The organism is Actinoplanes sp. NPDC051405 (genome assembly GCF_055586185.1).
Genome location: NZ_JBVJIR010000014.1, coordinates 43,446 through 64,914, shown reverse-complemented (window position 1 = coordinate 64,914; position 21,469 = coordinate 43,446). Strand labels below are relative to the sequence as shown.

Below are 21,469 nucleotides of genomic sequence, written 5' to 3'. Positions count from 1 at the left end.
TTGGCGGGATGTCCGTCGAAGCCGCCCGCGCCGCCGAGGTCCTCGCCCAGCTGTCCGTGCCGATCCGGCTGCTCGCCCTGGCCGAGCTCGCCCGCCGCGGCAAGGAAGGCGCCTCCCTCGGGGAGCTGTCCTACGCCCTCGACCGGCCGCTGCCGGAGGTCGGCGACGCCTGCGCCCGGCTGGTCGGCCTCGGGGTGGCGATCGGCTCCGGCAACGGCTTCTACCGCGCGAAGCTGGAAGGGCTGCGCGACGCGGCCGACGCGGTGGACCGGCTGCAGCCGATCACGGCGCTGCTGCGGGACTATCCGCAGCTGCGCGCGAACTTCTCGCACGGCCGGATGACCGGCCTGCCGCCGACCCTCAGCGACCGGTACGCCCTGATGGGCGAACTGCTGGCCCGGCACCTGGCGCTGGACGGCCTGTACGCCGAGGACGAGATCAACCGCCGGCTGGCCGAGGTCACCGACGAGGTGGCCGGAACGCGCCGGATGCTGGTCGACACGGGCTGGCTGGAACGGGACCGGGCCGGCACCACGTACGGGCCGGGGCGGCCACTGCCCGAGCCGGCCCGTTCCGCGGGCTAGTGGACGTCCCACTCCAGCACACCCTGCTTGGTGACCTTGGGCCGGTAACCGTTGCCGAACGGACGGCCGGTCTCCAGCGAATCGGCCGTCTGCTCCAGTAGTTCGGCGACCGAGGCGGGCCACTCCTCGAAGGAGACCCCGTCCTCGTTGTAGAACTCACCGACCCGGCTGTGACTGCCGGGGCGCTGGTCCACGAACAGGTCGCCGCCGTCACCGGAGGACGCGAACGGCACGAAAGCCTTGTCCCACCAGGTGCTGTCCTGCTGGCCGAAAACGTCGACCAGCACGCCGCAGAGCATCAACCACTCGGCGGGAATGTCCTTCAGGGGCATCGGACCGTAGAAGAACGGCAGGGTGAAAGCGGCCCCCTTGTTGTGGGTCACGCCGTCATGCCGTCTCAGCGAGGCGACCAGATCGGCCGGAAAGACAACAGACATCCGGCGCTGGGCGGCGTCGATCCGCTTGGCCTCGGCGGGTGGCTGCAGCGAGCGGCGGGTCGCCGGGGCGTGGGCGGCAAGCCAGGTCTCGATGCGCTTCCAGGCGGCGTTGACCCGCTTGGTGGTGGCCCGGTCCGGCGCGGTGGGGGTGACGCGGCCCTGGTTCTGCGGGCAGACGTCACTGACCGGCCGGGTGGGCGGCGCGGGTCTCGGGCTGGGTCTCTCCGGCTCGTTGGTGCGCGGCGCCGATTCGATGGTGACCTGTTCCAGGGTGGCCACGGTGCGCGCGGTCGGCTGACAGAAGGCCAGGCCGCAGACGACGAGCGACATGGAGACGAAGACACCGGCGAGGAGGAGGACGACACGTTTGCCGCCGGCGGTGGCTGGGGGTGGGAGGGGTTGGGGTGGCGGGGTTTCTGCTTGGGTTTCGGCTTTCGGGCGGCCGGCTGAGGCGTGGAGCAGGGGGTGGAGCCATTGCTTCGCGGCGGTGCGGAAATCGTCGGTGTGGTCGGCCGCGTCGGCGGGGATTCGGCCGGCCGGTGTGACCGGCATGCCGGCCTCGTGATCCGGTACGGGCTGAGCGTCCGCGGCGGCGCTCGCTGAACCGGATTCTTCCGGCCGTTCGGCAGTGCCCGCCGGCGTAGAGTCGCCGTTGTAGTCGGCGCTCTCGGCCCTTTCGGGTGGGGCGGTGCCGGCTTCCTGCTCAGGTTCAGCGGCCTGCCCGATCTCAGCGCCCTGCCCAGTGCCGCCGGTCAGCGAGGCCTCACCGGCGTGCGGGGCGCTGTCGACCCGCGCGTCAGCCTCATGGTGCGGTGCGATCGCGGGCTGCCCGGCGTCGCCCTCCGCATCAGTCCAATGAGATCGTCCGGCGGCTTCACTTCGCGTTGCGTCATTGTGACGCGCGTTGTCGGCCATCTCAGCGCGATCGCCCACCACGGGATCACGGCCTGGTCCGGCAGGTTCGGATGGTGCGGCCGATGCGGCCGATGCGGCCGACGCGGCCGGTCCGGCCGATGCCGCCGATGCCGCCGGTCCCGCCGATGCGGCCGGTCCCGCCGATGCGGCCGGTCCCGCCGGTCCCGCCGATGCAGCCGGTCCCGCCGATGCGGCCGGTCCCGCCGATGCGGCCGGTCCCGCCGATGCGGCCGGTCCCGCCGATGCGGCCGGTCCCGCCGATGCGGCCGGTCCCGCCGATGCGGCCGATGCAGCCGGTCCCGCCGATGCGGCCCGTCCCGCCGATGCGGCCGGTCCCGCCGATGCGCCGGGCTCAGCCGGTTCGGCGGGCTCGGCGGGCTCGGCGGGCTCGGCGGGCTCGGCGGGCTCGGCCGGCTCGGCGGCTGAGACGGTTGTTCGATTCGCGGCGGAGGGTTGGCCGCCGACGGTGATGACTGCGGCGGTGAGGCCGTGGCCGGCCACCGCGCCGAGGGCGAGTGTTGTGTGGTTTGCCGCGTCCGGTCCTGTTCCGGTGACCACCACGACCGGGGCGGAGACTGCCACGGCGAGGTCCATCGGGGTCCAGCCGGCTCGCCCGGTCGGCACGAGCAGGCCCGGCACGCCCACCACCAGGACCAGCCCGTGGGTGCGGGCCAGCGTGCGTACCAGGGCGACGGCCTCGTCCACGCTCAGCGGGTCGGCCGCACCGTCACCGGCGTGCAGGAAGGTGGCGAGCTCCCCGAGCAGCAGCCGGCCGGGTGGGGTCTCGGCCCCGAAGACCAGCGCGGCCGCGCGGACGGTTGACGCCGCCGCCAGGGCCGCCGCGGCGGGTTGCCAGTCGACGGACGCCGAGGTGGTCGCGAGGACCCAGGGGCCACCGTCCGGCCACGGCACGGGCACAGTCGACTCCGGGGTTCGCGGGATGCGGGACGCCGACATGGTAGCGACGGGCGGTGACTTTTCTCAGCCCGTACGGCCGATCGGCCGGCTCCACTTCAGGACAGCGTCATGCGGATCAGGGCCGGGGCTGCAACCAGCCGGAGCGCCTGCGAGTGCCGTCCTGGCGAATTCGTCCAAGGTCGCCAGCTGGAAGAGCGCCGTGATCGGGGTTCGGCGGCAGGTCGGTGCCCCGGCGAAGGGCCCGGAAGCTGGGCGGCCGTCAGGTGTGCAGCGGTAGGACTGCTCTGACCTCGTACCCCCGATCTTCTGCCGGGCCTGTCGTGAGGGCACCGCCGAGCGCGCCGACTCGCTCGCGCATGCCGGCGATGCCGTGGCCGCCGCCGGCGGTGCTGCTGACGGCAGGGGAACCGGCAAGGTCCGGGCCGCCGGCGGCGAGGCTGGTGACGGCAGCGGAATCAGCCGGGTCCGGGTCGGTGTTGTGGACGCGGACCTGCAGCGTCCGGTCGTCCGTGGTCAGGGTGACGCGGATGGCCGCGCCGGGTGCGTGCCGGGTGGCGTTGGAGATTCCTTCCTGGACGATGCGGTAGGCGCATTCCTCGACGACCGGCGTTGCCGTCACGGTGCCGGCCGGCTCCAGCGAGACGTCGAGCCCCGCCGCGCCGGCGGCTTCGATCATGGCCGGGATTCCCGCCAGGCCGGGCGGTTGCACGGATGGTGCCGTGTCGGGGTCGCTGCGCAGGACGCCGAGCAGGCGGCGCATGTCGTTGAGGGCGGCCCGGGACGCACCGGCGATCTCGACGAACTCGGCATCCCGGGCGGCGGGCCGGTCGATCAGCCGGTACGGCGCGGTCTCCGCTCGGAGCGCGATGAGCGACATGTGGTGCGCCACCACGTCGTGCATCTCGCGGGCGATCCGGGCCCGTTCCTCCAGCACGACGCGCCGCGCCTGCTCCACTTCGGTCAGCTTCCGTTCGGCGGTGAGGTTGTGCTCCGCTTCGACACGGCGGCGGATCTGGTCGCCGACCACCGCGAAGAGGACGACGAAGGCGATGACTACCGGGGCCTGCGCTGCCGGCAGGTGCACGGCCATTGCGGCCGCGGTCACCAGGCCGGCCCAGAACACGGTCGTGACGGGATGGCGGAGGGCGACGAAGAGCACCAGGACCGGCAGGGCCAGGGTCTGCGCCGGGTGCCACGGCCACGACAGGCCTTCGGGGGCGACGGTGAGTGGGAGGTTGAGCAGGGTCGCGAATACCGCCAGCCGCCAGGCCATCAGCGGGCGGCGTGGGAGCAGCGTCAAGGGTGCCGCTACCGCGGTCGCGAGCGCCAGCCGTACCGTGGTTGTCGGTCCTGCGAGGTTGAGGTCTTTGAGGTCGTAGTAGACGAACGCGGCCGCGCCGAGGCCCGCCAGGACGAACACGGCGGTCAGCAGCGGGCTGCGGAGCAGCCTTCCGGATGCGGCCGGAGGTCGGTCGCGACCGAACACGATGGTCCACAGCCCGATGAGGAGTGGGGGCACGGCCGGGGGTCGGATCGTCACCATGAGGACATGCTTCGCCTGCTGGGGCGGGGAAACCATCCGGTAGACCCGCGAGTGAAGGTGGGGACAACCCCACTGTGGGCCTGGGGGCGGCCCTCAATGGCAGGATGCTGGGGGTGATCGTCAGATCGGCAACCGTGGATGACGCTCTGGCGCTTGCTGTCGTGCAGACACGGAGCTGGCAGGAGGCGTACCGCGGACAAGTGCCCCAGCACCACCTTGATCAGCTCGATCCGTCCCGGCGCCGGGACGGATGGCTGCAGTTGCTCCGATCCGACCGGGCGCCGGCGGGAACCCTCGTGGCGGAACACCCCGACGACGGCGTCGTGGGATTCATCAACGTCGCGCCGAGCGAGGACGCGGACACGGATCCCGCTCTCGTTGGTGAAGTGCGGGCCATCTACATCCTGCCGGAGCACTGGGGGCGAGGAGCCGGCCGGCTGTTGATGACCGCCGGTCTGCGTCGGCTGGAGGCGGGTGGTTACCGGGAAGTGACCCTGTGGGTGCTGGAGGGGAACGACCGTGCCCGGCGCTTCTACGAAGCCGGTGGCTGGCAGGCCGACGGAGCATCAAGAACGAACGATTCCCGAGGCGCTCCCCTCGTCGAGATCCGCTACCGGCATCGCCAGGCGACCGCGGCCGTCTGATCGGGTGCTACGACTGTGGGCCGGCGGGTACCCTCGGCCCGTGTTCTCGCCTCAAGGACCATCCCTGCGTGAGCTTTGCGTACAGGCACTCTCCTCCGTCGAGCGGGGCTATGACCTGCTGGCGCCGAAGTTCGACCACACGCCGTTCCGGACGCCGGACAGCATTCTCGAGGCGACCGTGCAGGCGCTCGAGGGCAGCGGGCCGTTCGGTAGGGGCTTGGACGTCTGCTGCGGTACGGGCGCCGGCCTGATGACCCTCCAGCGCCTGTGTCAGGACGGCATCACCGGCGTCGACTTCAGCGCGGGCATGCTCGGGCAGGCCCGTGCCGCCTATCCCGATGCGACATTCGTGCGGGCCGATGTCCGGGCTCTGCCCTTCGCCAGTGAGTTCGATCTCGCGGTGACTTTTGGGGCGCTCGGGCATTTCCTGCCCGCGGAACGGCCGGCGCTTTTCGAGGGCGTCCACCGGGCGTTGCGGCCCGGCGGGCTTTTTGCTGTTCCGATGGGTGTGCTGCCACCGCCGACCTCGGTCGCGCATTGGACGCTGACCGGGTTCGACCTGGTCATGCGGGTCCGCAACGCCGTGTTGCGACCTCCGTTCGTCATGTACTACCGCACCACCGCGCTGCCCGCCATGGAGCACGACCTGACGGCGGCCGGTTTCACCGTCGGGTCGAGCCCCTTGCCCAGCCTGGGCAAGTACCGGGACGGCAGTCCGCGGTGCTGGATCCTGCTCGCTCGCAAGCCGCACAGCGTTGACCTGAACCCGGCTTGAGGTTGGAGGATCGGCTCATGACGGTGACGGACCAGGCCCGACAGGCGCTCGAACGGCAGCAGACCGTGGAGATCACGACGATCGGGCGGCGCAGCGGGCGACCCCGCCGCATCGAGACGTGGCGGTACCGGGCGGACGGCCGTTTCTGGCTCACCGGCAGCCCGGGGTCGCGCGACTGGTACGCCAATATGCTGGCGCATCCGGAATTCACGCTGCATCTGCATGGTCTGGATCTTCCGGTACGCGGGCGCGCGGTGACCGACCCCGGCGAGCGGGCCCGCGTCTTCGGCGAGATCGTGCCGACCCTGGACTGGGCCGAGAGCCTGGAGAGCTGGCTCGCCGGCAGCCCACTTGTGGAGATCATCCTTGACCGCTGACTATCTGGCGGCCTTCGGCCGGGCCGTCGCCGCGCTGCGTCCCGAGGTCGCGGCGCGCTTGCAGCCGGGCGTGCCCGGTGATGAGGTACGGCGTCGTCTCGGCGAGGTGCCGGATCAGGTCGTCGAGTGGTTCGAGTGGTGCAACGGAGTCGAAGGCGGCGAGACCCTCGACGACGTCGCCGTCATCCCTGGCTACTACCCGCTGTCGCTCGACGAGGCGATCGGCCTGCGCCCGATCTACGAGGGTGACGAGGTGCTCTCGCCGAACTGGATCCCGCTGCTCCAAGGGCCCAGCAGCGACATCTACGCGGCGGTCTGGTCGGACCCCTCGGAAGCGTCGGTGGCCTGGGTGGTCATCGAGGAGGAGACGGGAATGGAGTACGCGAGCATCCGCGAGATGGTCACGTTCTTCACGGCTTGCTACGACCGGGGTATCTATGCGGTCGACGAAGAGGGTTATCTCATCGAGAACGACAGGTAGGACGAGGTCACCTCGTGAGCCCGGCGGCCGCATGGGTTACGAGCGACGTGACCGCTTTTCTCTGGCGCGTCGTGGCATGATCGGTCTCGGCGCAGCAGGGATGGGCCTGCCGGGTGTCGCGGGGCGGCGACTCACCACGACCAGCATGGCTTCCACCAGGAACGCGCCGGCCAGACCCGACAGTGCGCCCGCGGCGATGTTGAGCCGGTCCAGGCTCGCTTTCACGCCCGCGCTCTCCACGAGGTAGGAGACGGCCGCCGACCCGGTCCACTCCAGGTGCCGCGCCGTGACCAACGGAGGGTTCGAAAAGGTCAGCGTGTCGTCCGGGCGGAGATCCCCGGCGAGAATGCGCACCGTCAACGTCGCGGGCCGGTACCAGATCTTGCGCATACCGCTGTTCAGGCCCAGGACGACGCGCGCGCCGGCCGGCCACGCCACGACGTCCGTGATGAGCCTCAGGTCGTCGACCGGGCCGTCCCCGTCATGGCCGCCGCGGTACCGGTGCAGGACTTGCTGTCGGGCGAGGCCGTCGTCGCCGAGCGGGAAGATGCCCGGAAGGTTCACCGCGGTGCGCGCACCCGCGGTGCTGCCGGTGGGGCCGGTGAAGTGCCCGCCGATGACCAGACGGGCCCGGCCGCGCGCACTCAGCCACACGTCACCGGTGAAGAGCTGCGCGGGCCCGGCCAGATACCGCACGATGCGCGGCTCGTCCGGGTCGCCGACAAAGGTGAGCGGAGGCTCCGGCGAGGCCGGATCCCACTCCCGCAGGAGCGGGCGATCGCTGTACGGATAGCTGTAGTTGACGGCTGACACATCTCCGTCGATGCGCGCGTCGCCCAGCAGCGCGACCACGTAGGAGACGGATGAACGGGGCTTGCCCACCAGGTCGAACGTCAACGCCACGGAGGTCGGCGGACGCCCGGGGGCCTGACTTTCGAGCTGAGCGTGGACGTCGATCTTCTCGCTGGCGGCAACCTCGACGGATCCGTCGAACGGCTCGCTCCGCACCGCGGGTGCCACCTGCCGCACCCAGGAATAAGAGAAGTGCCCGGCCGTGCCGGCCAGGGCTGCCATCAGGAGCGCGATCCATCGGGGCTTCATACCGGAGCAACGACGAAGATCCGAAGAAGGTGCCGGTCACCCCCCTGGTGGTCGATCAGAGGATCGGGCGGCAGCGTCCGCGTCGTCGAGGCATTCCGCGGGCAGCACGAACCAGCGCAGCTTCTCGAATGCCGGCGGCAGGTCCAGCCCCACCCCGTCGATCGGTTCCGGCCGTTCCCGCATGATCCGGCGGGCCTCGTCGAGGTAGCCCGCGAGCACCTCCTCCCCCAGCGTCGGCCGCGGCCCGGGCATCGAGACGCTGCCGTCCCGGCCGAGCCGCAGGTCCGACAGGCGGACCGGCTGCGCGGCCGCACGCACGTGACGCCACCGGCCCGTACGCGGGTCGAAACGGTAATCCTCCAGCAGCCGGCCGCCGTACCGGGCGATCAGCGCCACCGCCTCCGCCAGATAGTCGGCCACCTCGTCGGAGACGAAGTAGTTGAGGTTGATCCGCGCCCAGCCCGGCTTGATGCCCTCCCACCCGTCGACGATCTCGGCGTGGAACTCGCGGGAGTGCGCCTCGTCGATGCCGAGCAGCCGGTGGCCGTACGGGCCCGCACACGAGCAGCCGCCCCGGGCCTGGATGCCGAACAGGTCGTTGAGCAGCGCCACCACGAAGTTGTGGTGCAGGTGGCGCTGGCCGGCCCGGATCTGGAACGAGACGATCGACAGCCGTTCGGCCGCCAGGTCGCCGAGCACCTCGATACCGCTCTCCCCCGCCCAGCGGTCCAGGGTCCGCCGCCACAGGGCGTGTTCGCGGGAGCCGATGGTGTCGGTGCCGACCGCTTCCTTGACCGCGAAGACCAGGCCCGCGCGGACCGACTCCACGATCGCCGGGGTGCCGCCTTCCTCCCGGGCGACCGGGTCGTCCAGGTAGCGGTGGGTGACCGGGTCGACGAAGGCCACCGTCCCGCCGCCCGGCACGGTCGGCACGCGGTTGGTCAGCAGCTGGTGGCGCAGGACGAGGACGCCGGGGGTCTGCGGGCCGCCGACGAACTTGTGCGGGGAGAGGAACACCGCGTCCAGGTGGTCGCCGCTGCCGGGTGCGGACTCGCGCATCCGGATCGGCACGTACGGGCCGGCCGCCGCGTAGTCCCACACCGACAGCGCGTCGTGCTCGTGCAGCAGCCGGGTCACCGCGGTCGTGTCGGTCAGCAGGCCGGTGACGTTCGAGGCGGCGGAGAAGCTGCCGATCCGTACCGGGCGGTCCGCGTACGCGACCAGGTGCCCGCGCAGGTCGTCGAGGTCGACGTGGCCGTCGGGGGTGGCACCGATCGTGACCACGTCCGCGATCGTCTCGCGCCACGGCAGCTCGTTGGAGTGGTGCTCGTACGGCCCCACGAACACCACCGGCCGCTCGTGGCCCGGGATCACCGCCGTCAGGCCGTACCGGTCGGTGAGGGTTTCCGGCATGCGCAGGCCGAGGATCGCGACCAGCTTGTTGACCGCCGCCGTGGCCCCCGAACCGCAGAAGAGCACCACGTGCTCCGGGCCGGCACCGACGCTGCGATGGATGATCCCGCGGGCCTCCTCGCGCAGGGCGCCGGTCTGCAGCCCGGTCGCGGAGGCCTCGGTGTGGGTGTTGGCGTAGCGGGTCAGCACCTGCCGCCGGATGAAGTCCTCGACGAAGTCCAGCGCCTGGCCGGACGCGGTGTAGTCGGCGTAGGTGAGCCGCCGGGGGCCGTACGGCCCGTCGAGCACCTCGCCCGCGCCGATCAGCCCGGTGCGGATCCGATCCAGCAGTGACTTCTCCACGGCGGCCTCCCCGGCGGGCCGGCGTCGGTGGCGGCCCGGATCAACCCCGTTGTACTGCATGCGGGCCACCGTGGTCGAGGGCTGGGCCCGGGGCGGCCCGCTGGGCCGGGCGGACGTGCCCGATCTGCCGCCGGGAGACCGGTCAGGGGTTCAACGCCGGCGAGGGGCCGGAACTTTCGGCCGCGGCTTGCCGGAGCCGGGAATGCACGCAGTCGAGCAGGTCACGCCGGGTGAAAGGCTTCTCGATGATGAGTACACCCGGCGGCAGGGTGCCGTTCTCGGTCAGGACCGGCTGGGCGTAGCCGGACATGTACAGCACCGGCACGCCGGGCCGGAGCGCCTGCACCCGGGCGGCCACCTCGTTGCCCATCATCTTCGGCATGATCACGTCGGTGAGCAGCAGGTGGATCGGCGCCGGGTGCTGGTGCGCGATCCGCAGGGCGGCGGCACCGCCGTCGGCGACCAGGACCTCGTAGCCGGCCCGGGTCAGGATGCGGCTCGTCGCGACGCGCAGCGCCTCCTCGTCCTCGACCAGCAGGATCGTCGCCTCGGGCGCAGACCGGACGGCCGGTGCGCCGTCCCGCTCCGATGCCTCGCGGAGGGTCATCGCGTCGTCGGACGCCGGCAGGACGATGGTGACGGTCGTACCGATGCCGGGCTCGGAGTAGAGCCGGACGTGACCGCCGGCCGCGGTGGCGATGCCGTACACCGTGGCCAGGCCCAACCCGGTGCCGGCGCCCGGCGGCTTGGTGGTGAAGAACGGCTCGAAGGCCCGTTCGGCCACCTCGGCCGGCATCCCGTTGCCGGTGTCGCTGACCCGGAACCGCACGTACCGGCCCGGGGTGAGGTCGGTGCAGTCCGCGACGTCGTCCGCGTCCAGCTCGGTGTTGCCGGTGTCGATGGACAGCGTGCCGCCGCCGGGCATCGCGTCCCGGGCGTTCACGGCGAGGTTGAGCAGGATCTGCTCGAACTGGCTGGGGTCGACGGATACCGGCCACAGGTCGCGGTCCAGGTGGGTGATCAGGTGGATGTGCTCGCCGAGGGTACGGCGCAGCATCTGCTCGACGTCGCCGACCACGTGGTTGAGGCTGAGCACCTGGGTCTGGGTGATCTCCCGCCGGCCGAACGCGAGCAGCTGCTTGGTCAGCCGGGTGGCGCGTTCGGTGGCCCGGCTGATCTGGCCCAGGTCGGCGCGGGCGGCGGTGAGGTCCGCCGGCTCCGGTGCGGGGTCGGCCAGGGTCTCGGTGAGCAGCTCGGTGTAGCTGGCGATGACCGCGAGGATGTTGTTGAAGTCGTGCGCCACCCCGCCGGCGAGCTGACCGAGGCTCTCCAGCCGGCGGGTGTGCTGCAGCCGGCGCTCGGCGGCGTCCCGCTCGGCCTGGGCGGCCAGCCGTTCCCGCTCGGCCTGGGCGGCCAGCCGCTCGGTGACGTCGCGGATCGCGGCCGAGACGATGACGCCCTGGTCGGTCTCCAGGGCGGACAAGCTGATCTCCGCCGGGAACTCGGTGCCGTCCTTGCGCACCGCGGCCAGCGCCGTCCCGGCGCCCATCGGCCGGTGCTGTGGGTCGGCGAAGTAGCCGAGGCGGTGGCCCGGATGCTCTTTCCGGATCCGCTCCGGGACGAGGATCTCCACGGGCTGGCCGAGCAGCTCGTCGCGCCGGTAGCCGAACAGCCGCTCGGTCTGCGCATTGAGCAGGGCGATCCGCCCGTCGGCGGTGACCCCGACGATCGCATCCGGAGCGGCCTCCAGCAGCCCGCGGAACATCGCCTCGGCCCGGCGGCGCTCGCTGGTGTCGCGCGCGATGCAGGCGACGCCGGCCGGTTGCCCGCCGGCGTCGGTGATCAGTGAGGAGGTCAGCGACACTGTCACCGGTACGCCGTCCTTGGTCAGGTGGTGCAGCTCCACCTGGTCGACGCGCTCGCCGCGGACGGCACGGGCCAGCAGTTCCACCTCCTGGTGCCGCTCACCCGGCGGGAACAGCAGAGCGGCGTCCCGGCCGATCACCTCGGCCACGGTGTAGCCGTACAGCCGCTCGGCACCGGCGTTCCAGCTGGTGATGGCGCCGTCGAGGTCCTTGCTCATGATGGCGTCAGCGGAGGACTCCACGATGACCGCGAGCCGATGACGTTCGTCGAGCTCTGCGGCCCGCTCGGCCAGCGCCGCCGCCTGGCTCGCCAGCTCCGCGAACAGCTCGACGTCGTCGTCGGCGAACAACGTCCGGTAGCGGTGCAGCAGCACCAGCGCGCCGCCGGTGCCGGGCAGGGGTGTGGCGTTGACGAACCGGGTGCCGCTGATCCGGGCCAGATCGCCGGCGGCCGGCGGCGGATCGGTCCAGCCGGCCAGGGCGTCGATGGTGACCGGGCCGGTGGACAGGCCGCTCACGTCCGCCGGCCGGTAGCGCCGGGCGTCCAGGTCGAGCTGCGGATCGCTGATCAGCTGCACCGTGTCCGCCGGCCCGGGCAGCAGGATCACGAGGGCGTCGGCGCCCAGCACGTGCCGGGCACTGCGGCAGTAGCGCTGCCAGATCCGGTGCGCGGGCTCGGCCGGCGGGGCCGCCAGCAGGCTGCGCATGAGGCCGTAGGCCGCACCCCACGACCAGATCCGCCGCAGCCAGTGCGGCGGCATGAAGGCCAGCAGGTACATCAGCGCCGACACCACCGCGACCGTGCGGGCCAGCACCGTGACCTCCGCCCCGGCGAACAGGAGCACCATCCCGAACAGCAGCGTGCCCACCGCGGCGCACCACAGCCGGATCCGGGCCGCGCCGCCCCGGCGCCGGGCGTCCGCCGCCAGCAGCGCCCCGGCAATCGCCTCCACCACGAAGAACAGCAGTACCGCGGGCCACACCACCCACGCGGGCAACGGCGGCTGCACCAGCAGGACCGGCACCGCGGACGCGATCCACGCGGCGAGCGCCGCCCACTGGACCCCCAGCGGCACCGGTCGCATCCGGCTCACCAGCCGCAACGTGCAGAGCGGCTGCCCCAGCAGCACCGCCGTGGTCAGCGCGACCGCCGCACGCGGCGGCTCTCCCATGGTCAGCCGGAGCACGCCCAGGACGAACAGCATGCCCACCGACGCGAAGATCAGCATGACGTCGCGCAGCAGCGGATCCCGCCGGCGCGCGTAGCCCACTGCCGCGCGTACGAAGATCAGCACGAACACGGCCGTGACCGCGAGAGCCGCCATCAGATCTCCTGTGCCGCGTCCACCAGCTGGTGCATCACCTCATCCTTGACGACGGCGGGCCCGGCCGAGGTGGGTTCGCGTTGATGCATCGGCCGGCGGGTGCATCCATCCGGGCGCCGGCCGCCGAAGTTCCTGCGTACGGCAATCCGACGAGGAGACGAGGTCACACGTGTCGGCTACCCCGGAAACCGAGCACCAGCAGCAGCGAGAGACCGCGCCGGACATCACCGCGTACCTGCAGACGGCGGTCTGGGACCTGGCGTACACCGGTGCGCTGCCACCGGAGGAGGCCCTGCGGCTGCACCACGCCGCTCAGATGCTGCTCTCCGCGAGTGAGCAGCTCGTCCACGCCAGCCTAGGCGCCGGCACGGCACCACCGGCGGACACCGACCGCCTGGCGGACGCCCCGGGCATGACCCGGCTGCTGCTCGCCCTGGTCGCCTTCACCCGGCTCGACGCCGTGGAACGCGGCCGGCTGGCCCCGGACCTGGCCCGCTCGGCCCGCTCGACGCTGCGCCGGGAACGCGCCGAAGCGATCCGCCTGACCGGCTGGTCCGTGGCCGACCTGGCCCGCGAGTACGGCATCTCCCCCGGCGCCGTCCGCGCCGCCATGATGGAGGATCAGGCCCAGTAGAACGCCGGCTATCCGGCCAGCTGGAAGTGCCAGACCATCAGGGCGGGCGTGTCCCGCCAGGCTGCCGCCGCGGCCGCCGGGACGATGCCGAGCAGCGACCACGGCCAGTCGTCCCACGGGCCGGGGTCGATCGTCTCCGGTACGGTCCCGGTCGCCTCGCCGGTCCCGCGGCCGGGTTCCTCGCACCGGCGCACCTGCAGACCCAGCGGCAGGGCAGCCGCGAGATAGTCCGCGGCCCGGTGCCGGTACGCCGGCAGGAACCCCGGTTCACCGCCGGCCGACCGCACCCGTGGCACCGAGCCCAGCGCGACCAGCTCCTGGTGCACGTCCGTGATCACCAGGTGACCGCCTGGGCGCAGCACCCGGGCGAACTCGCGGAGAGCCGGCCCCAGTTCCTCCAGGTGGACCAGCGCCAGCGCGCACACGATGACGTCGGCGTGGTCGTCCGGCAGCGGCAGGCTGTGCAGGTCGCCCTGCCGGAACTCGGCCGCCGGCACCCGGGCGCGGGCCTGCTGGAGCATGTCCGGTGAGCTGTCCACGCCGATGACCCGGTGGCCGCGCCCGGCCAGGTGCTCGGCGTGCCGGCCGGTGCCGCAGGCCGCGTCCAGGGCGACGCCCGCCGGGAGTCCGTCGAGGATCTCGTGCACGAGGGCCTCCTCGGCGGGGAACAGGCCGTTGCCCGGCTCGTCGTAGGTCCGCGACCAGACCCGGTATCCCGCCACTGTGTCCACCCGGCTCGCCGTGACGCCCTCGCCGTGCAGCTCGGCGCTGTCCAGCAGCCGGCGGATCTCGGCGATGCGGGCCTCGGCGAACGCCCGGTCGTGGTCGCCGCCGAAGGCGCGCAGCAGGGCGACGCCCTCGAGGCCGAGCAGGTACGCCAGCGGGTGCTGATAGATCATGGCGGGACGCTAGCCGACCGCCGGCCCCGGCACCCACCGATTTACCGGGTGGCCAGATACCCCTCGGCCGCCGTACGCAGGCGGGCGTGCACACCGTCGTAGGCCGTCGCCGGGCCCAGGTACCGCTTGTCGACCTTGGCGAGCATCGTGTAGTTCGGGTCGCAGACGTTGCCCACCGGGGCCTCGCCCGCCTGGCTGAGCAACTGGTACGCGTCCATCGGGTCCAGCCCGACCAGCCCGGCCGTCCAGGTCACCAGGTCGTGCTGGCTGATCCGGTACGCGTCCTCCAGCGGCCGCGCCGAGCCGGTCGACATCAGCGCGGTGTCGCTCTCCAGCCGCGGTGTCGGCGTCTCCGCGCCTTTGATCACGTCGACGATCACCGTGGTGTTCATCGCCGACTCCACCCCGGTGCCGCAGACCTCACCGTGGCCCTGCCGGCAGTGCCCGTCGCCGAGGGCGAACAGCGCGCCGCTCACGTTCACCCCGAAGTACGCCGTCACGCCCGCGCGCAGCTCCGGACTGTCCATGTTGCCGCCGTGCACGTCGGGCACGATCGTCATCCGGCTCTCGAAAGCGGCGGGGGCGACTCCGGCCGTACCGTGCATGGGGTCGAGCGGGAGCTCGACGCTGTAGTCGCCGCGCCGGGCCCGGTAGCGCACCGTGCCCGCGGCGACATCGACGTCGTAGCGCCAGACCAGCTCCTCCAGCGGCGGGTGCAGCATGGCCGTGGTGTGCGTGGCGGTCAGCGCGCCGAAGTGCGGGAACGTCGTCGACACGGCCCAGTCGCGGGCCGGCACGATCTCTGCGAAGTGCACCGCCAGGGTGTCGCCTGGTTCCGCGCCCTCGACGAAGAACGGCCCGGTGACCGGGTTGAGGAAGGGGAACTCGCACACCTGCGACGGCAGGTCACCGACCTCGCGCACCCGGCCGCCGAAGCAGTCCTCGGTGTAGAGCTCGAGCACCGTGCCGGGCCGGACCCGGCGCACGGGCTCGCGTCCGCCGAAGGTGTAGGCGAGCTCCTCGGCGCGGGGACGGTAGCTGAGCACCTCGGTCATGGATTCTCCTTCTCGCTCGGCTCGGCCAGTCCGGCCAGCACCGGGCGGCGGCCGGTGGCGTAGAAGACGGCCAGCACCACCAGGCCGAGGCCGAGCCAGACGAAGCCGAGCACCTGGGCCGCCACCTTGGCGTTGATCACCACGTACAGCAGGATCAGGAAGCCGATCACCGGCACCACGAGGTGGCGCAGCCAGTCGCGGCTGCCGCGGCGCACCACATAGTGGATCACCACGGCCACGTGCAGCGCCAGGAAAGCGGTCATCGCGCCGAAGTTGACCAGCGTGGACAGCAGCGAGATGCCGTCGTCGCGGGCGGCCATGGCCAGGCCCAGGGCTAGCGACACCACGGCGACCAGCAGAGTGGCGTTGGCCGGCACCTTGTGGCGCTCGTTGATCCGGGCCAGGAAGGACGGCATCTGCCGGTCGCGGGCCATCGCGTACAGCAGGCGGCTGGTCGCCGCCTGCGCGACCAGCGAGTTGGCGAAGCCCCAGGCGATCGCGGTGGCCAGCGCGGTGAGGCCGGCCAGCCAGCCGCCGCCGGCGGCCCGGGCCGCGTCGTAGAAAGCGGTGCCCTCCGGGTCACCGTCGGCCAGCAGACCGGGCGCATCCGGTACGAGCAGAGCCGCCACCCAGGTCTGCACGATGAACAGGGCGCCCGCCAGCACCAGCGCGCCCACCATGGCCCGGCCGATCCGGCGCGCCTCGACCCGGCTCTCCTCGGCCAGCATGGAGATGCCGTCGAAGCCCAGGAACGACAGCACCGCTATCGACACCGCACCGAAGACGACGGACCAGGAGAACGTGTCGGCGTTGAAGAACGGGCTGAACGAGAAGCCCGCCCCCTTGCCTTGCAGCAACGCGACCACGCCCACCACCAGGAAGATCACCAGGACGATCAGCTCGGCGACGAGCATCACCCGGTTGACCTTGGCGGTCATCTGGATGCCCAGGTAGTTGACCACCGTGTTGACGACCACGAACGCGATCAGCCAGAGCCACACCGGCACGGCCGGGACCAGCGAGTTCATCGCGACGCCGGCGATCAGGTAGAGCAGCCCGGGCACCAGCACGTAGTCGAGCAGGATCACCCAGCCGGCCAGGAAGCCGACCGGGGCGGCGATGCCCCGGCCGGCGTAGCTGTAGACGGAACCGGCCATCGGGAAGGCCCGCACCATCTGGGCGTACGACAGGGCGGTGAACATCATCGCCACCATGCCGACCACGTAGGCCAGCGCGACCATGCCGCCGGAGCCGCTGTACACGCTGCCGAAGATGCCGAAGGGCGCGATCGGCACCATGAAGATGAGCCCGTAGATCAGCAGGTCGGTGAAGGTCAGCGACCGGCTGAGCTCCTGGCGGTACCCGAACTTCTCCAGCCCGGCGGTGGCCGGTCCCTCCGGTGGCTGCGTCACGGCGTGCCTCCTCGACCTGGGGCCTCCTCGCCCTGTCCGGGCCGGAGGCTACCCACATCCACCGGCACCTATGCCTCAGGCGCCCGCCGATCGCCCGCTGATGGCCAGGATGTTCGCCCGCGAGCGGCAGCAGTTCCCGTTCGGCCTCCCGGTCGAGCACGTTGTCCAGCGCCTGGATCGCCACGAACGGCTCGCGCCCGTGCCGGCCGGCCAGGTCGAGCGCCGGGTCCCAGCCGTGCACGTGGTAGAGGTCGGTATCGCAGGCCGACCACGCCAAGAGGAACCGGCCCTCCCACGGGGGCCGATCAGCGCCCGGTTTCCTGGGCCACTTCCACCCGGCAAAGAGCGCACCCGGGCGTGACCGGATCGTGCTGTGTACGGCGGCCGGGATGTCATACCCGCGTGCTAGACATGCTGGTTGTGACTACTCCGATCCACGAGATCAGCTCCCGGACCACGCCCGGCGGCGTCCTGCACGTGTACCTGGCCGGCGACTTCGACATGAGCGTGGCCGCCGAGCTGTCCGATGCCCTGGTGCGCGCGGCCCGGGCCCCGGGCGTCCGGGAGATCATGGTCGACCTGCGGCGCACCGAGTTCCTGGACTCGCACGGGATCGCCGGGCTGCTGGCCGGCTACGAGGCGGCGCGGCGGGCCGGGCGGCGGTTCGGCGTGACCAACGCCGAGGGCATGGTGCGCCAGGTCCTGCAGATCACCGGCCTGGCCGAGGTGCTGTGCGTCGACGACCGCCCAGCCGGCTGACTCAGAGCTCCGCGTCCGTCACGGGGAAGGACGCCCAGATGTGCTTGGTCGTCGCGGTGGCGTACCAGCAGAGATCCAGCGCCAGGGTCCGCACGATGTGCAGCCCCCGCCCGCCCACCCCGGCCAGGTGGATGCCGGCCAGCTGGGGCACCCCGGCCACGTCCTGATCCGCGACGTCGACGAGGAACCGCCCGTCGCAGCGCAGCAGGCGCACGACGGCCGGCGGCCGCCCGTGGCGCAGGGCGTTGCTGGCCAGCTCGGTGGCCACCAACACGACCCGGTCGGCGACTTCGTCGGTGGCGGCCGGATCGACCAGCCGGTGCGCGGACAGGGCATCGCGCAGACCGAGGCGCAGGGGCCGCAGTTCGTCGCCGTGCGAGAGTGACCACTGCTCCAGCTCCACGGCCTGCGCGGGCGGCGGCGACGTCCGCAACAGACTCATGGGCTGCCTGATTGCCCCCGGGGATCTTGTGGAAACATCCCTGCCGATCTGCCGCAGTCGATGGGCGGCCGTCCGGCGACCGATCAGGGCAGGACGCGGACGGCCAGCGTGCAGGTGTCGTCGTCCGGGCCGGCCGCCGGCAGCAGGTCCCGCAGGCGTTTGAGGGTCAGCTCGCCCGGCTCGGCCGACACCTCGGCCAGCGTGCGCATCACCCGGTCGAGCAGGTCCCCGCCGTCGGGGTTGCGCCGCTCGACCAGCCCGTCGGTGTAGAACAGCACCAGGTCGTCCGGCCGGAGCTGGACCGTGACCACCGGATACCGGGCGTTGTCGGCCGCACCTAGCAGCACACCGCGCGGCAGGGGCAGCTCCTCGGTGTCCGCGGCCCGCGCCAGCAGCGGGGCCATGTGCCCGGCCCGGGCCCAGGACAGCACGCGGGTCGCCGGGTCGTAGGCGCCGATCGCGGCGGTGCCGGTGATGCCGAGCTGCCGGCTCAGACCGTTGAGATGGCGCAGCAGCACGCCCGGGTCGCAGATGCCGATGGACAGCCAGGCCACCAGGGCGAACCGCAGGTGGGCCATGCCGCTGGCCGCCTCCAGCCCGTGCCCGGCGACGTCACCGATGGCCAGCAGCGTGTGCCCGTCCGGCAGGGCCTGCGCGTGGTACCAGTCGCCGCCGACCCGCACGGCCTTCTCCGCCGGCAGGTAGCTGACCGCGGCCTCCAGGCCGGGCAACGGTACGGGGTCGCGCGGCACCGGCTGGATCAGGTTCTGCAGCTGCCCGGCCAGGCGGTGCTCGGCGATCGCGGTGATCTCCCGGGTACGCAGCTGGTCGCCGAGCCGCTCGATCTCGGTCCGTGAGTCGACCCGGGCCGTGACGTCCTGCACCACGGCGTAGATCTTCAGCGGTGTCCCGTCCGCGTCCCGGGCGACGTCGGAGAGGATCCGCAGATACTTCTCCGTCCCGCCCGGCTGGAAGCGGACTGTCACGTCCGAGGTGGCGCCGCTGTCCAGCGTCTGCCAGGCCGCCTCGGCCTGCCCGGCGTCCGCCGGCACCAGGATCGCCGCCTGTTCCGTCCGCGACAGCGGGCCCAGGGCGGGGTCCCGGTCGAAGAGCCGGTACATGCCCGGGGACCACTTGCTGCGCCCGGTACGCAGGTCGTACTCGGCCCAGCCGAGGTTGCCGAGCAGCTCGGTGCGCTCCAGGCGGCGCTGGTCCTCGTCGAGCCGCTGCCAGCAGACGAGCAACCCACCGTGCATCGGGTGCACGCCGATGTCGAACAGCGCCTCGGTGACCACGCCGGCCTGCTGCTCCTGATAGCGGAAGCCGGGCAGCTCCGCGAGCTCACCGGTGGCCAGCGCCCCCAGATACAGCTGCCACAGCGGGCCGCCGACCATGCTCGGATACAGCTCGCTGAGCAGCTCACCGATGCGGGTGGCGCCGCGGCCGTGGACGTCGCCGTCGTTGCCGCTGACGGCCACGATCCGGAAGTCGGTGACCCGCCCGGCGCCGTCGGCCACCGGCAGCACCCAGGTGCAGCCGGCCGGGATCACCGCCAGGACGTCCCGCACCACGGCGACCAGGTCGGCCGGCGGACCCGGTGACCTCGTCCCTGGGCCGGGCCGGCCGCCGTCAGTCGCCATGCCCAGCAGCCTAACGGTCGGCGCAGGCCACGGAACCCACCGAACGCGGGACGCCTGACGAGGGACCCGGCCGCGCGCAGGTCCACTGTGCTGGGCCCGGCGGGTCAGGCGGCGGGCAGCCGGTAGACCCGGGTGGCCGTACCCGCCAGCACCTGCGCGCGCTGCGCCGGCGGGTGCCCGGCCAGCGCCTCGAGGACCACGTCCACCCAGCGGGCGTACGGAGTGGCCAGGGTGGCGACGGGCCAGTCACCGCCGAACAGGCAGCGCTCCGGGCCGAACTCGGCCAGCGCGTCCCGCAGGTACGGCAGCACGTCCTCCGGACGCCAGCGGGTCACGTCGGCCTCGGTGGTCAGGCCGGACAGCTTGCAGACCACGTTGGGGAGCCCGGCGAGCCGGCGCAGCTGTTCCCGCCACGGATCGCGCTCACCGGAGCGGACCGGCGGTTTGCCCAGGTGGTCCAGGACGAAGGTCACCTGCGGCACCAGCGCGACCAGTTCGGTGACCTCGGGCAGCTGGGAGTGCCGGACGCACAGGTCCGCGGTGAAGCCGTACCCGGCCAGCGCGCGGACGCCGGCGACGTGATCGGCACTCGTGGCGAAGCCGGGCGGCTCGTCCTGCAAGTTGCGCCGCACGCCGCGTACCAGTGGCATCGCGGCCAGCTGCCGCAGATCCGCCTCGATCTCCGGGCCGCGTTCGAGATCGGCGTGTGCGACCGCGCCGAGCAGCACGGGCCAGCCGGCGGCGACCTCCTCGACCCAGCGGAGTTCGGCGCGGGCCTGCCCCGCGGCCCGGCCCGCCTCGACGAAGACCGCCCCGGTGAGCCGGTGGCCGCCGGTGTCGAGCGCCGCCGGCCCGAACGGGCGGTTCAGAGCCGGCTCGTCCGCCAGCCAGGGATAGCTGAAGCGGTGTGGATCCCACAGGTGCAGGTGGGAGTCGATGAGAGCGGTCATCGGGGCTCGCTGTTCTCCGGGCGGCCGCTGGGCCACGTGTGGTTGCGTACCGGCGCGAGGACGCGGTCGACGTCGGCGAGCAGTTCTTCGTCCAGGGGTCCGAAGGCCCAGCCGATGTTGCGGCGCACCTGCTCCTCGTCGGGCATGCCGACGAACGTCGTCGCCACCCGGGGGTAGGCCACGGCGAACCGCACAGCCAATTGTTCCAGCGCGACGCCCCGCGCGGCACAGAGCTCGGCCGCGGCGGCACAGCGGCGCAGCACCTCGGCCGGCGCCGGATGCCACGGCGGGGCACCCCGGGCGGTGAGAGCGCCCATGGCCAGAGGCGAGGCGTTGAGCACCGCGATGCCGCGCTCGGCGAAGAACGGCACCCACTCGTCCAGGGACCGGTCCAGCAGGGTGTAGTGGCAGTACGACAGCACAGTGTCGACGCACGCCCGCCCGGCCACCGAGGCGAGCGCGGGCAGCGGGTAGCCGGTGATCCCGACGTGGCGCACCTTGCCGGCGTCGCGCAGCTCGGTGAGCGCGGGCAGGGTCTCCTCGACGACCTGGCCCAGGTCGCCGAACTCGATGTCGTGGACCTGGACCAGGTCGAGGTGGCCGGTGCCGAGCCGGGCGAGGCTCTCGTCGACGCCGCGGCGCACCCGCGCGGCGCTGAAGTCGAACTCGTCGATGCCGTAGCGGCCCACCTTGGTGGCCAAGGTGTACGTGTCCCGGTCGACCCCGGCGAGCGCCTGTCCCAGGACGGTCTCGGCCCGGGTCCGGCCGTAGTACGGCGAGACGTCGAAGACCGTGATCCCCAGCTCCAGGGCGGCCCGCACCGACCGGACACCGGTACGCGGATCCACCTGGCCGTAGACGTCACCGAGCGGCGCCGCGCCGTAGCCGAGCGCCGAGACACGCAGGTCCGTACCCGCGATCAGCCGGTCCTCCATGGCGCCGACCTCCCTTCCCCGCG

20 protein-coding genes are annotated in these 21,469 nt (G+C 72.4%); 8 read left to right on the top strand and 12 right to left on the bottom strand.

Features of this window, described 5'->3' with window-relative positions; genetic code table 11:
* Window positions 1–8 precede the first annotated feature (8 nt).
* On the top strand, window positions 9–584 hold the full coding sequence (locus ACZ6S4_RS28045) for a DUF2087 domain-containing protein (RefSeq protein WP_465477752.1): 576 nt from the start codon (window positions 9–11) through the stop codon (window positions 582–584).
* Here the strand turns inward: ACZ6S4_RS28045 and ACZ6S4_RS28040 are convergent.
* Window positions 581–2,581 (bottom strand): SMI1/KNR4 family protein, encoded by a 2,001-nt coding sequence (locus ACZ6S4_RS28040; RefSeq protein ID WP_465477960.1) that lies wholly within the window; start codon window positions 2,579–2,581, stop codon window positions 581–583. The two genes, ACZ6S4_RS28045 and ACZ6S4_RS28040, sit on opposite strands and share 4 nt — an antisense overlap.
* Window positions 2,582–2,596: 15 nt before the next feature.
* On the opposite strand from ACZ6S4_RS28040, the gene ACZ6S4_RS28035 reads away from it, so the two are divergent.
* Window positions 2,597–2,758 carry a hypothetical protein gene (locus ACZ6S4_RS28035; RefSeq protein WP_465477969.1) on the top strand — a complete coding sequence of 54 codons (162 nt, stop codon included), beginning with the start codon at window positions 2,597–2,599 and terminating at the stop codon, window positions 2,756–2,758.
* A 355-nt stretch (window positions 2,759–3,113) separates the two neighbouring features.
* Here the strand turns inward: ACZ6S4_RS28035 and ACZ6S4_RS28030 are convergent, their stop codons facing one another.
* Complete coding sequence (locus ACZ6S4_RS28030; protein WP_465477751.1) at window positions 3,114–4,397, bottom strand: sensor histidine kinase; 1,284 nt, start codon at window positions 4,395–4,397, stop codon at window positions 3,114–3,116.
* A gap of 74 nt (window positions 4,398–4,471) precedes the next feature.
* On the opposite strand from ACZ6S4_RS28030, the gene ACZ6S4_RS28025 reads away from it, so the two are divergent.
* Genes ACZ6S4_RS28025 through ACZ6S4_RS28010 form a run of 4 tightly spaced genes read left to right on the top strand, consistent with a single transcriptional unit; the run spans window position 4,472 to window position 6,674 of the window.
* Window positions 4,472–5,041, top strand: a complete 570-nt coding sequence (locus ACZ6S4_RS28025; protein ID WP_465477750.1) for a GNAT family N-acetyltransferase — start codon at window positions 4,472–4,474, stop codon at window positions 5,039–5,041.
* A 40-nt stretch (window positions 5,042–5,081) separates the two neighbouring features.
* The gene (locus tag ACZ6S4_RS28020; RefSeq protein ID WP_465477749.1) at window positions 5,082–5,816 is read left to right on the top strand and encodes a class I SAM-dependent methyltransferase; all 735 of its coding nucleotides are present in this window, start codon (window positions 5,082–5,084) and stop codon (window positions 5,814–5,816) included.
* A gap of 17 nt (window positions 5,817–5,833) precedes the next feature.
* On the top strand, window positions 5,834–6,193 hold the full coding sequence (locus ACZ6S4_RS28015; RefSeq protein ID WP_465477748.1) for a nitroreductase/quinone reductase family protein: 360 nt from the start codon (window positions 5,834–5,836) through the stop codon (window positions 6,191–6,193).
* Complete coding sequence (locus ACZ6S4_RS28010; RefSeq protein WP_465477747.1) at window positions 6,183–6,674, top strand: SMI1/KNR4 family protein; 492 nt, start codon at window positions 6,183–6,185, stop codon at window positions 6,672–6,674. Before ACZ6S4_RS28015 ends, ACZ6S4_RS28010 begins: the two co-directional genes overlap by 11 nt.
* A 36-nt stretch (window positions 6,675–6,710) precedes the next feature.
* On the opposite strand, the gene ACZ6S4_RS28005 is transcribed toward ACZ6S4_RS28010, so the two are convergent.
* The 3 genes from ACZ6S4_RS28005 to ACZ6S4_RS27995 all read right to left on the bottom strand — a co-directional run bounded on the left by ACZ6S4_RS28005 (window position 6,711) and on the right by ACZ6S4_RS27995 (window position 12,720).
* Window positions 6,711–7,571: a hypothetical protein gene (locus tag ACZ6S4_RS28005; protein WP_465477746.1), complete on the bottom strand. Its 861-nt coding sequence runs from the start codon at window positions 7,569–7,571 to the stop codon at window positions 6,711–6,713.
* Window positions 7,572–7,811: 240 nt separating this feature from the next.
* Complete coding sequence (locus ACZ6S4_RS28000) at window positions 7,812–9,590, bottom strand: aminotransferase class V-fold PLP-dependent enzyme (RefSeq protein ID WP_465477745.1); 1,779 nt, start codon at window positions 9,588–9,590, stop codon at window positions 7,812–7,814.
* A gap of 82 nt (window positions 9,591–9,672) precedes the next feature.
* Window positions 9,673–12,720, bottom strand: a complete 3,048-nt coding sequence (locus ACZ6S4_RS27995; protein WP_465477744.1) for a PAS domain S-box protein — start codon at window positions 12,718–12,720, stop codon at window positions 9,673–9,675.
* A gap of 169 nt (window positions 12,721–12,889) precedes the next feature.
* Between ACZ6S4_RS27995 and ACZ6S4_RS27990 the strand changes: the two genes are divergently transcribed.
* On the top strand, window positions 12,890–13,354 hold the full coding sequence (locus ACZ6S4_RS27990; protein ID WP_465477743.1) for a hypothetical protein: 465 nt from the start codon (window positions 12,890–12,892) through the stop codon (window positions 13,352–13,354).
* 8 nt (window positions 13,355–13,362) lie between these two features.
* On the opposite strand, the gene ACZ6S4_RS27985 is transcribed toward ACZ6S4_RS27990, so the two are convergent.
* From ACZ6S4_RS27985 to ACZ6S4_RS27975, 3 genes are read right to left on the bottom strand one after another with little or no spacing between them, the layout of a single operon-like run.
* Window positions 13,363–14,253: a class I SAM-dependent methyltransferase gene (locus ACZ6S4_RS27985; protein ID WP_465477742.1), complete on the bottom strand. Its 891-nt coding sequence runs from the start codon at window positions 14,251–14,253 to the stop codon at window positions 13,363–13,365.
* Between the two features lie 41 nt (window positions 14,254–14,294).
* On the bottom strand, window positions 14,295–15,308 hold the full coding sequence (locus tag ACZ6S4_RS27980) for an acetamidase/formamidase family protein (RefSeq protein WP_465477741.1): 1,014 nt from the start codon (window positions 15,306–15,308) through the stop codon (window positions 14,295–14,297).
* Complete coding sequence (locus ACZ6S4_RS27975) at window positions 15,305–16,720, bottom strand: APC family permease (RefSeq protein WP_465477740.1); 1,416 nt, start codon at window positions 16,718–16,720, stop codon at window positions 15,305–15,307. Before ACZ6S4_RS27975 ends, ACZ6S4_RS27980 begins: the two co-directional genes overlap by 4 nt.
* Before the next feature lie 420 nt (window positions 16,721–17,140).
* On the opposite strand from ACZ6S4_RS27975, the gene ACZ6S4_RS27970 reads away from it, so the two are divergent.
* On the top strand, window positions 17,141–17,479 hold the full coding sequence (locus ACZ6S4_RS27970) for an STAS domain-containing protein (protein WP_465477739.1): 339 nt from the start codon (window positions 17,141–17,143) through the stop codon (window positions 17,477–17,479).
* 1 nt (window position 17,480) lies between these two features.
* Here ACZ6S4_RS27970 and ACZ6S4_RS27965 read toward each other — a convergent pair whose 3' ends face one another.
* The 4 genes from ACZ6S4_RS27965 to ACZ6S4_RS27950 all read right to left on the bottom strand — a co-directional run bounded on the left by ACZ6S4_RS27965 (window position 17,481) and on the right by ACZ6S4_RS27950 (window position 21,446).
* Window positions 17,481–17,921, bottom strand: coding sequence for an ATP-binding protein (locus ACZ6S4_RS27965; RefSeq protein ID WP_465477738.1), 441 nt, complete (start codon window positions 17,919–17,921; stop codon window positions 17,481–17,483).
* 83 nt (window positions 17,922–18,004) lie between these two features.
* Window positions 18,005–19,561 (bottom strand): PP2C family protein-serine/threonine phosphatase, encoded by a 1,557-nt coding sequence (locus tag ACZ6S4_RS27960; protein WP_465477737.1) that lies wholly within the window; start codon window positions 19,559–19,561, stop codon window positions 18,005–18,007.
* Between the two features lie 104 nt (window positions 19,562–19,665).
* The gene (locus ACZ6S4_RS27955) at window positions 19,666–20,511 is read right to left on the bottom strand and encodes an amidohydrolase family protein (RefSeq protein ID WP_465477736.1); all 846 of its coding nucleotides are present in this window, start codon (window positions 20,509–20,511) and stop codon (window positions 19,666–19,668) included.
* A complete protein-coding gene (locus ACZ6S4_RS27950; RefSeq protein WP_465477735.1) occupies window positions 20,508–21,446 on the bottom strand; it encodes an aldo/keto reductase in 939 nt (312 codons plus the stop codon). The genes ACZ6S4_RS27955 and ACZ6S4_RS27950 overlap by 4 nt, the downstream gene beginning before the upstream one ends.
* Window positions 21,447–21,469: the final 23 nt, after the last annotated feature.

Coding starts and splice junctions, on each gene's coding strand:
- ACZ6S4_RS28045 (WP_465477752.1), top strand. CDS start 9: ATGTCCGTCGAAGCCGCCCGCGCCGCCGAGGTCCTCGCCCAGCTGTCC.
- ACZ6S4_RS27960 (WP_465477737.1), bottom strand. CDS start 19,561: ATGGCGACTGACGGCGGCCGGCCCGGCCCAGGGACGAGGTCACCGGGT.
- ACZ6S4_RS27965 (WP_465477738.1), bottom strand. CDS start 17,921: ATGAGTCTGTTGCGGACGTCGCCGCCGCCCGCGCAGGCCGTGGAGCTG.
- ACZ6S4_RS28015 (WP_465477748.1), top strand. CDS start 5,834: ATGACGGTGACGGACCAGGCCCGACAGGCGCTCGAACGGCAGCAGACC.
- ACZ6S4_RS27950 (WP_465477735.1), bottom strand. CDS start 21,446: ATGGAGGACCGGCTGATCGCGGGTACGGACCTGCGTGTCTCGGCGCTC.
- ACZ6S4_RS27955 (WP_465477736.1), bottom strand. CDS start 20,511: ATGACCGCTCTCATCGACTCCCACCTGCACCTGTGGGATCCACACCGC.
- ACZ6S4_RS27995 (WP_465477744.1), bottom strand. CDS start 12,720: ATGGCGGCTCTCGCGGTCACGGCCGTGTTCGTGCTGATCTTCGTACGC.
- ACZ6S4_RS28030 (WP_465477751.1), bottom strand. CDS start 4,397: ATGGTGACGATCCGACCCCCGGCCGTGCCCCCACTCCTCATCGGGCTG.
- ACZ6S4_RS28000 (WP_465477745.1), bottom strand. CDS start 9,590: ATGCAGTACAACGGGGTTGATCCGGGCCGCCACCGACGCCGGCCCGCC.
- ACZ6S4_RS27980 (WP_465477741.1), bottom strand. CDS start 15,308: ATGACCGAGGTGCTCAGCTACCGTCCCCGCGCCGAGGAGCTCGCCTAC.
- ACZ6S4_RS27985 (WP_465477742.1), bottom strand. CDS start 14,253: ATGATCTATCAGCACCCGCTGGCGTACCTGCTCGGCCTCGAGGGCGTC.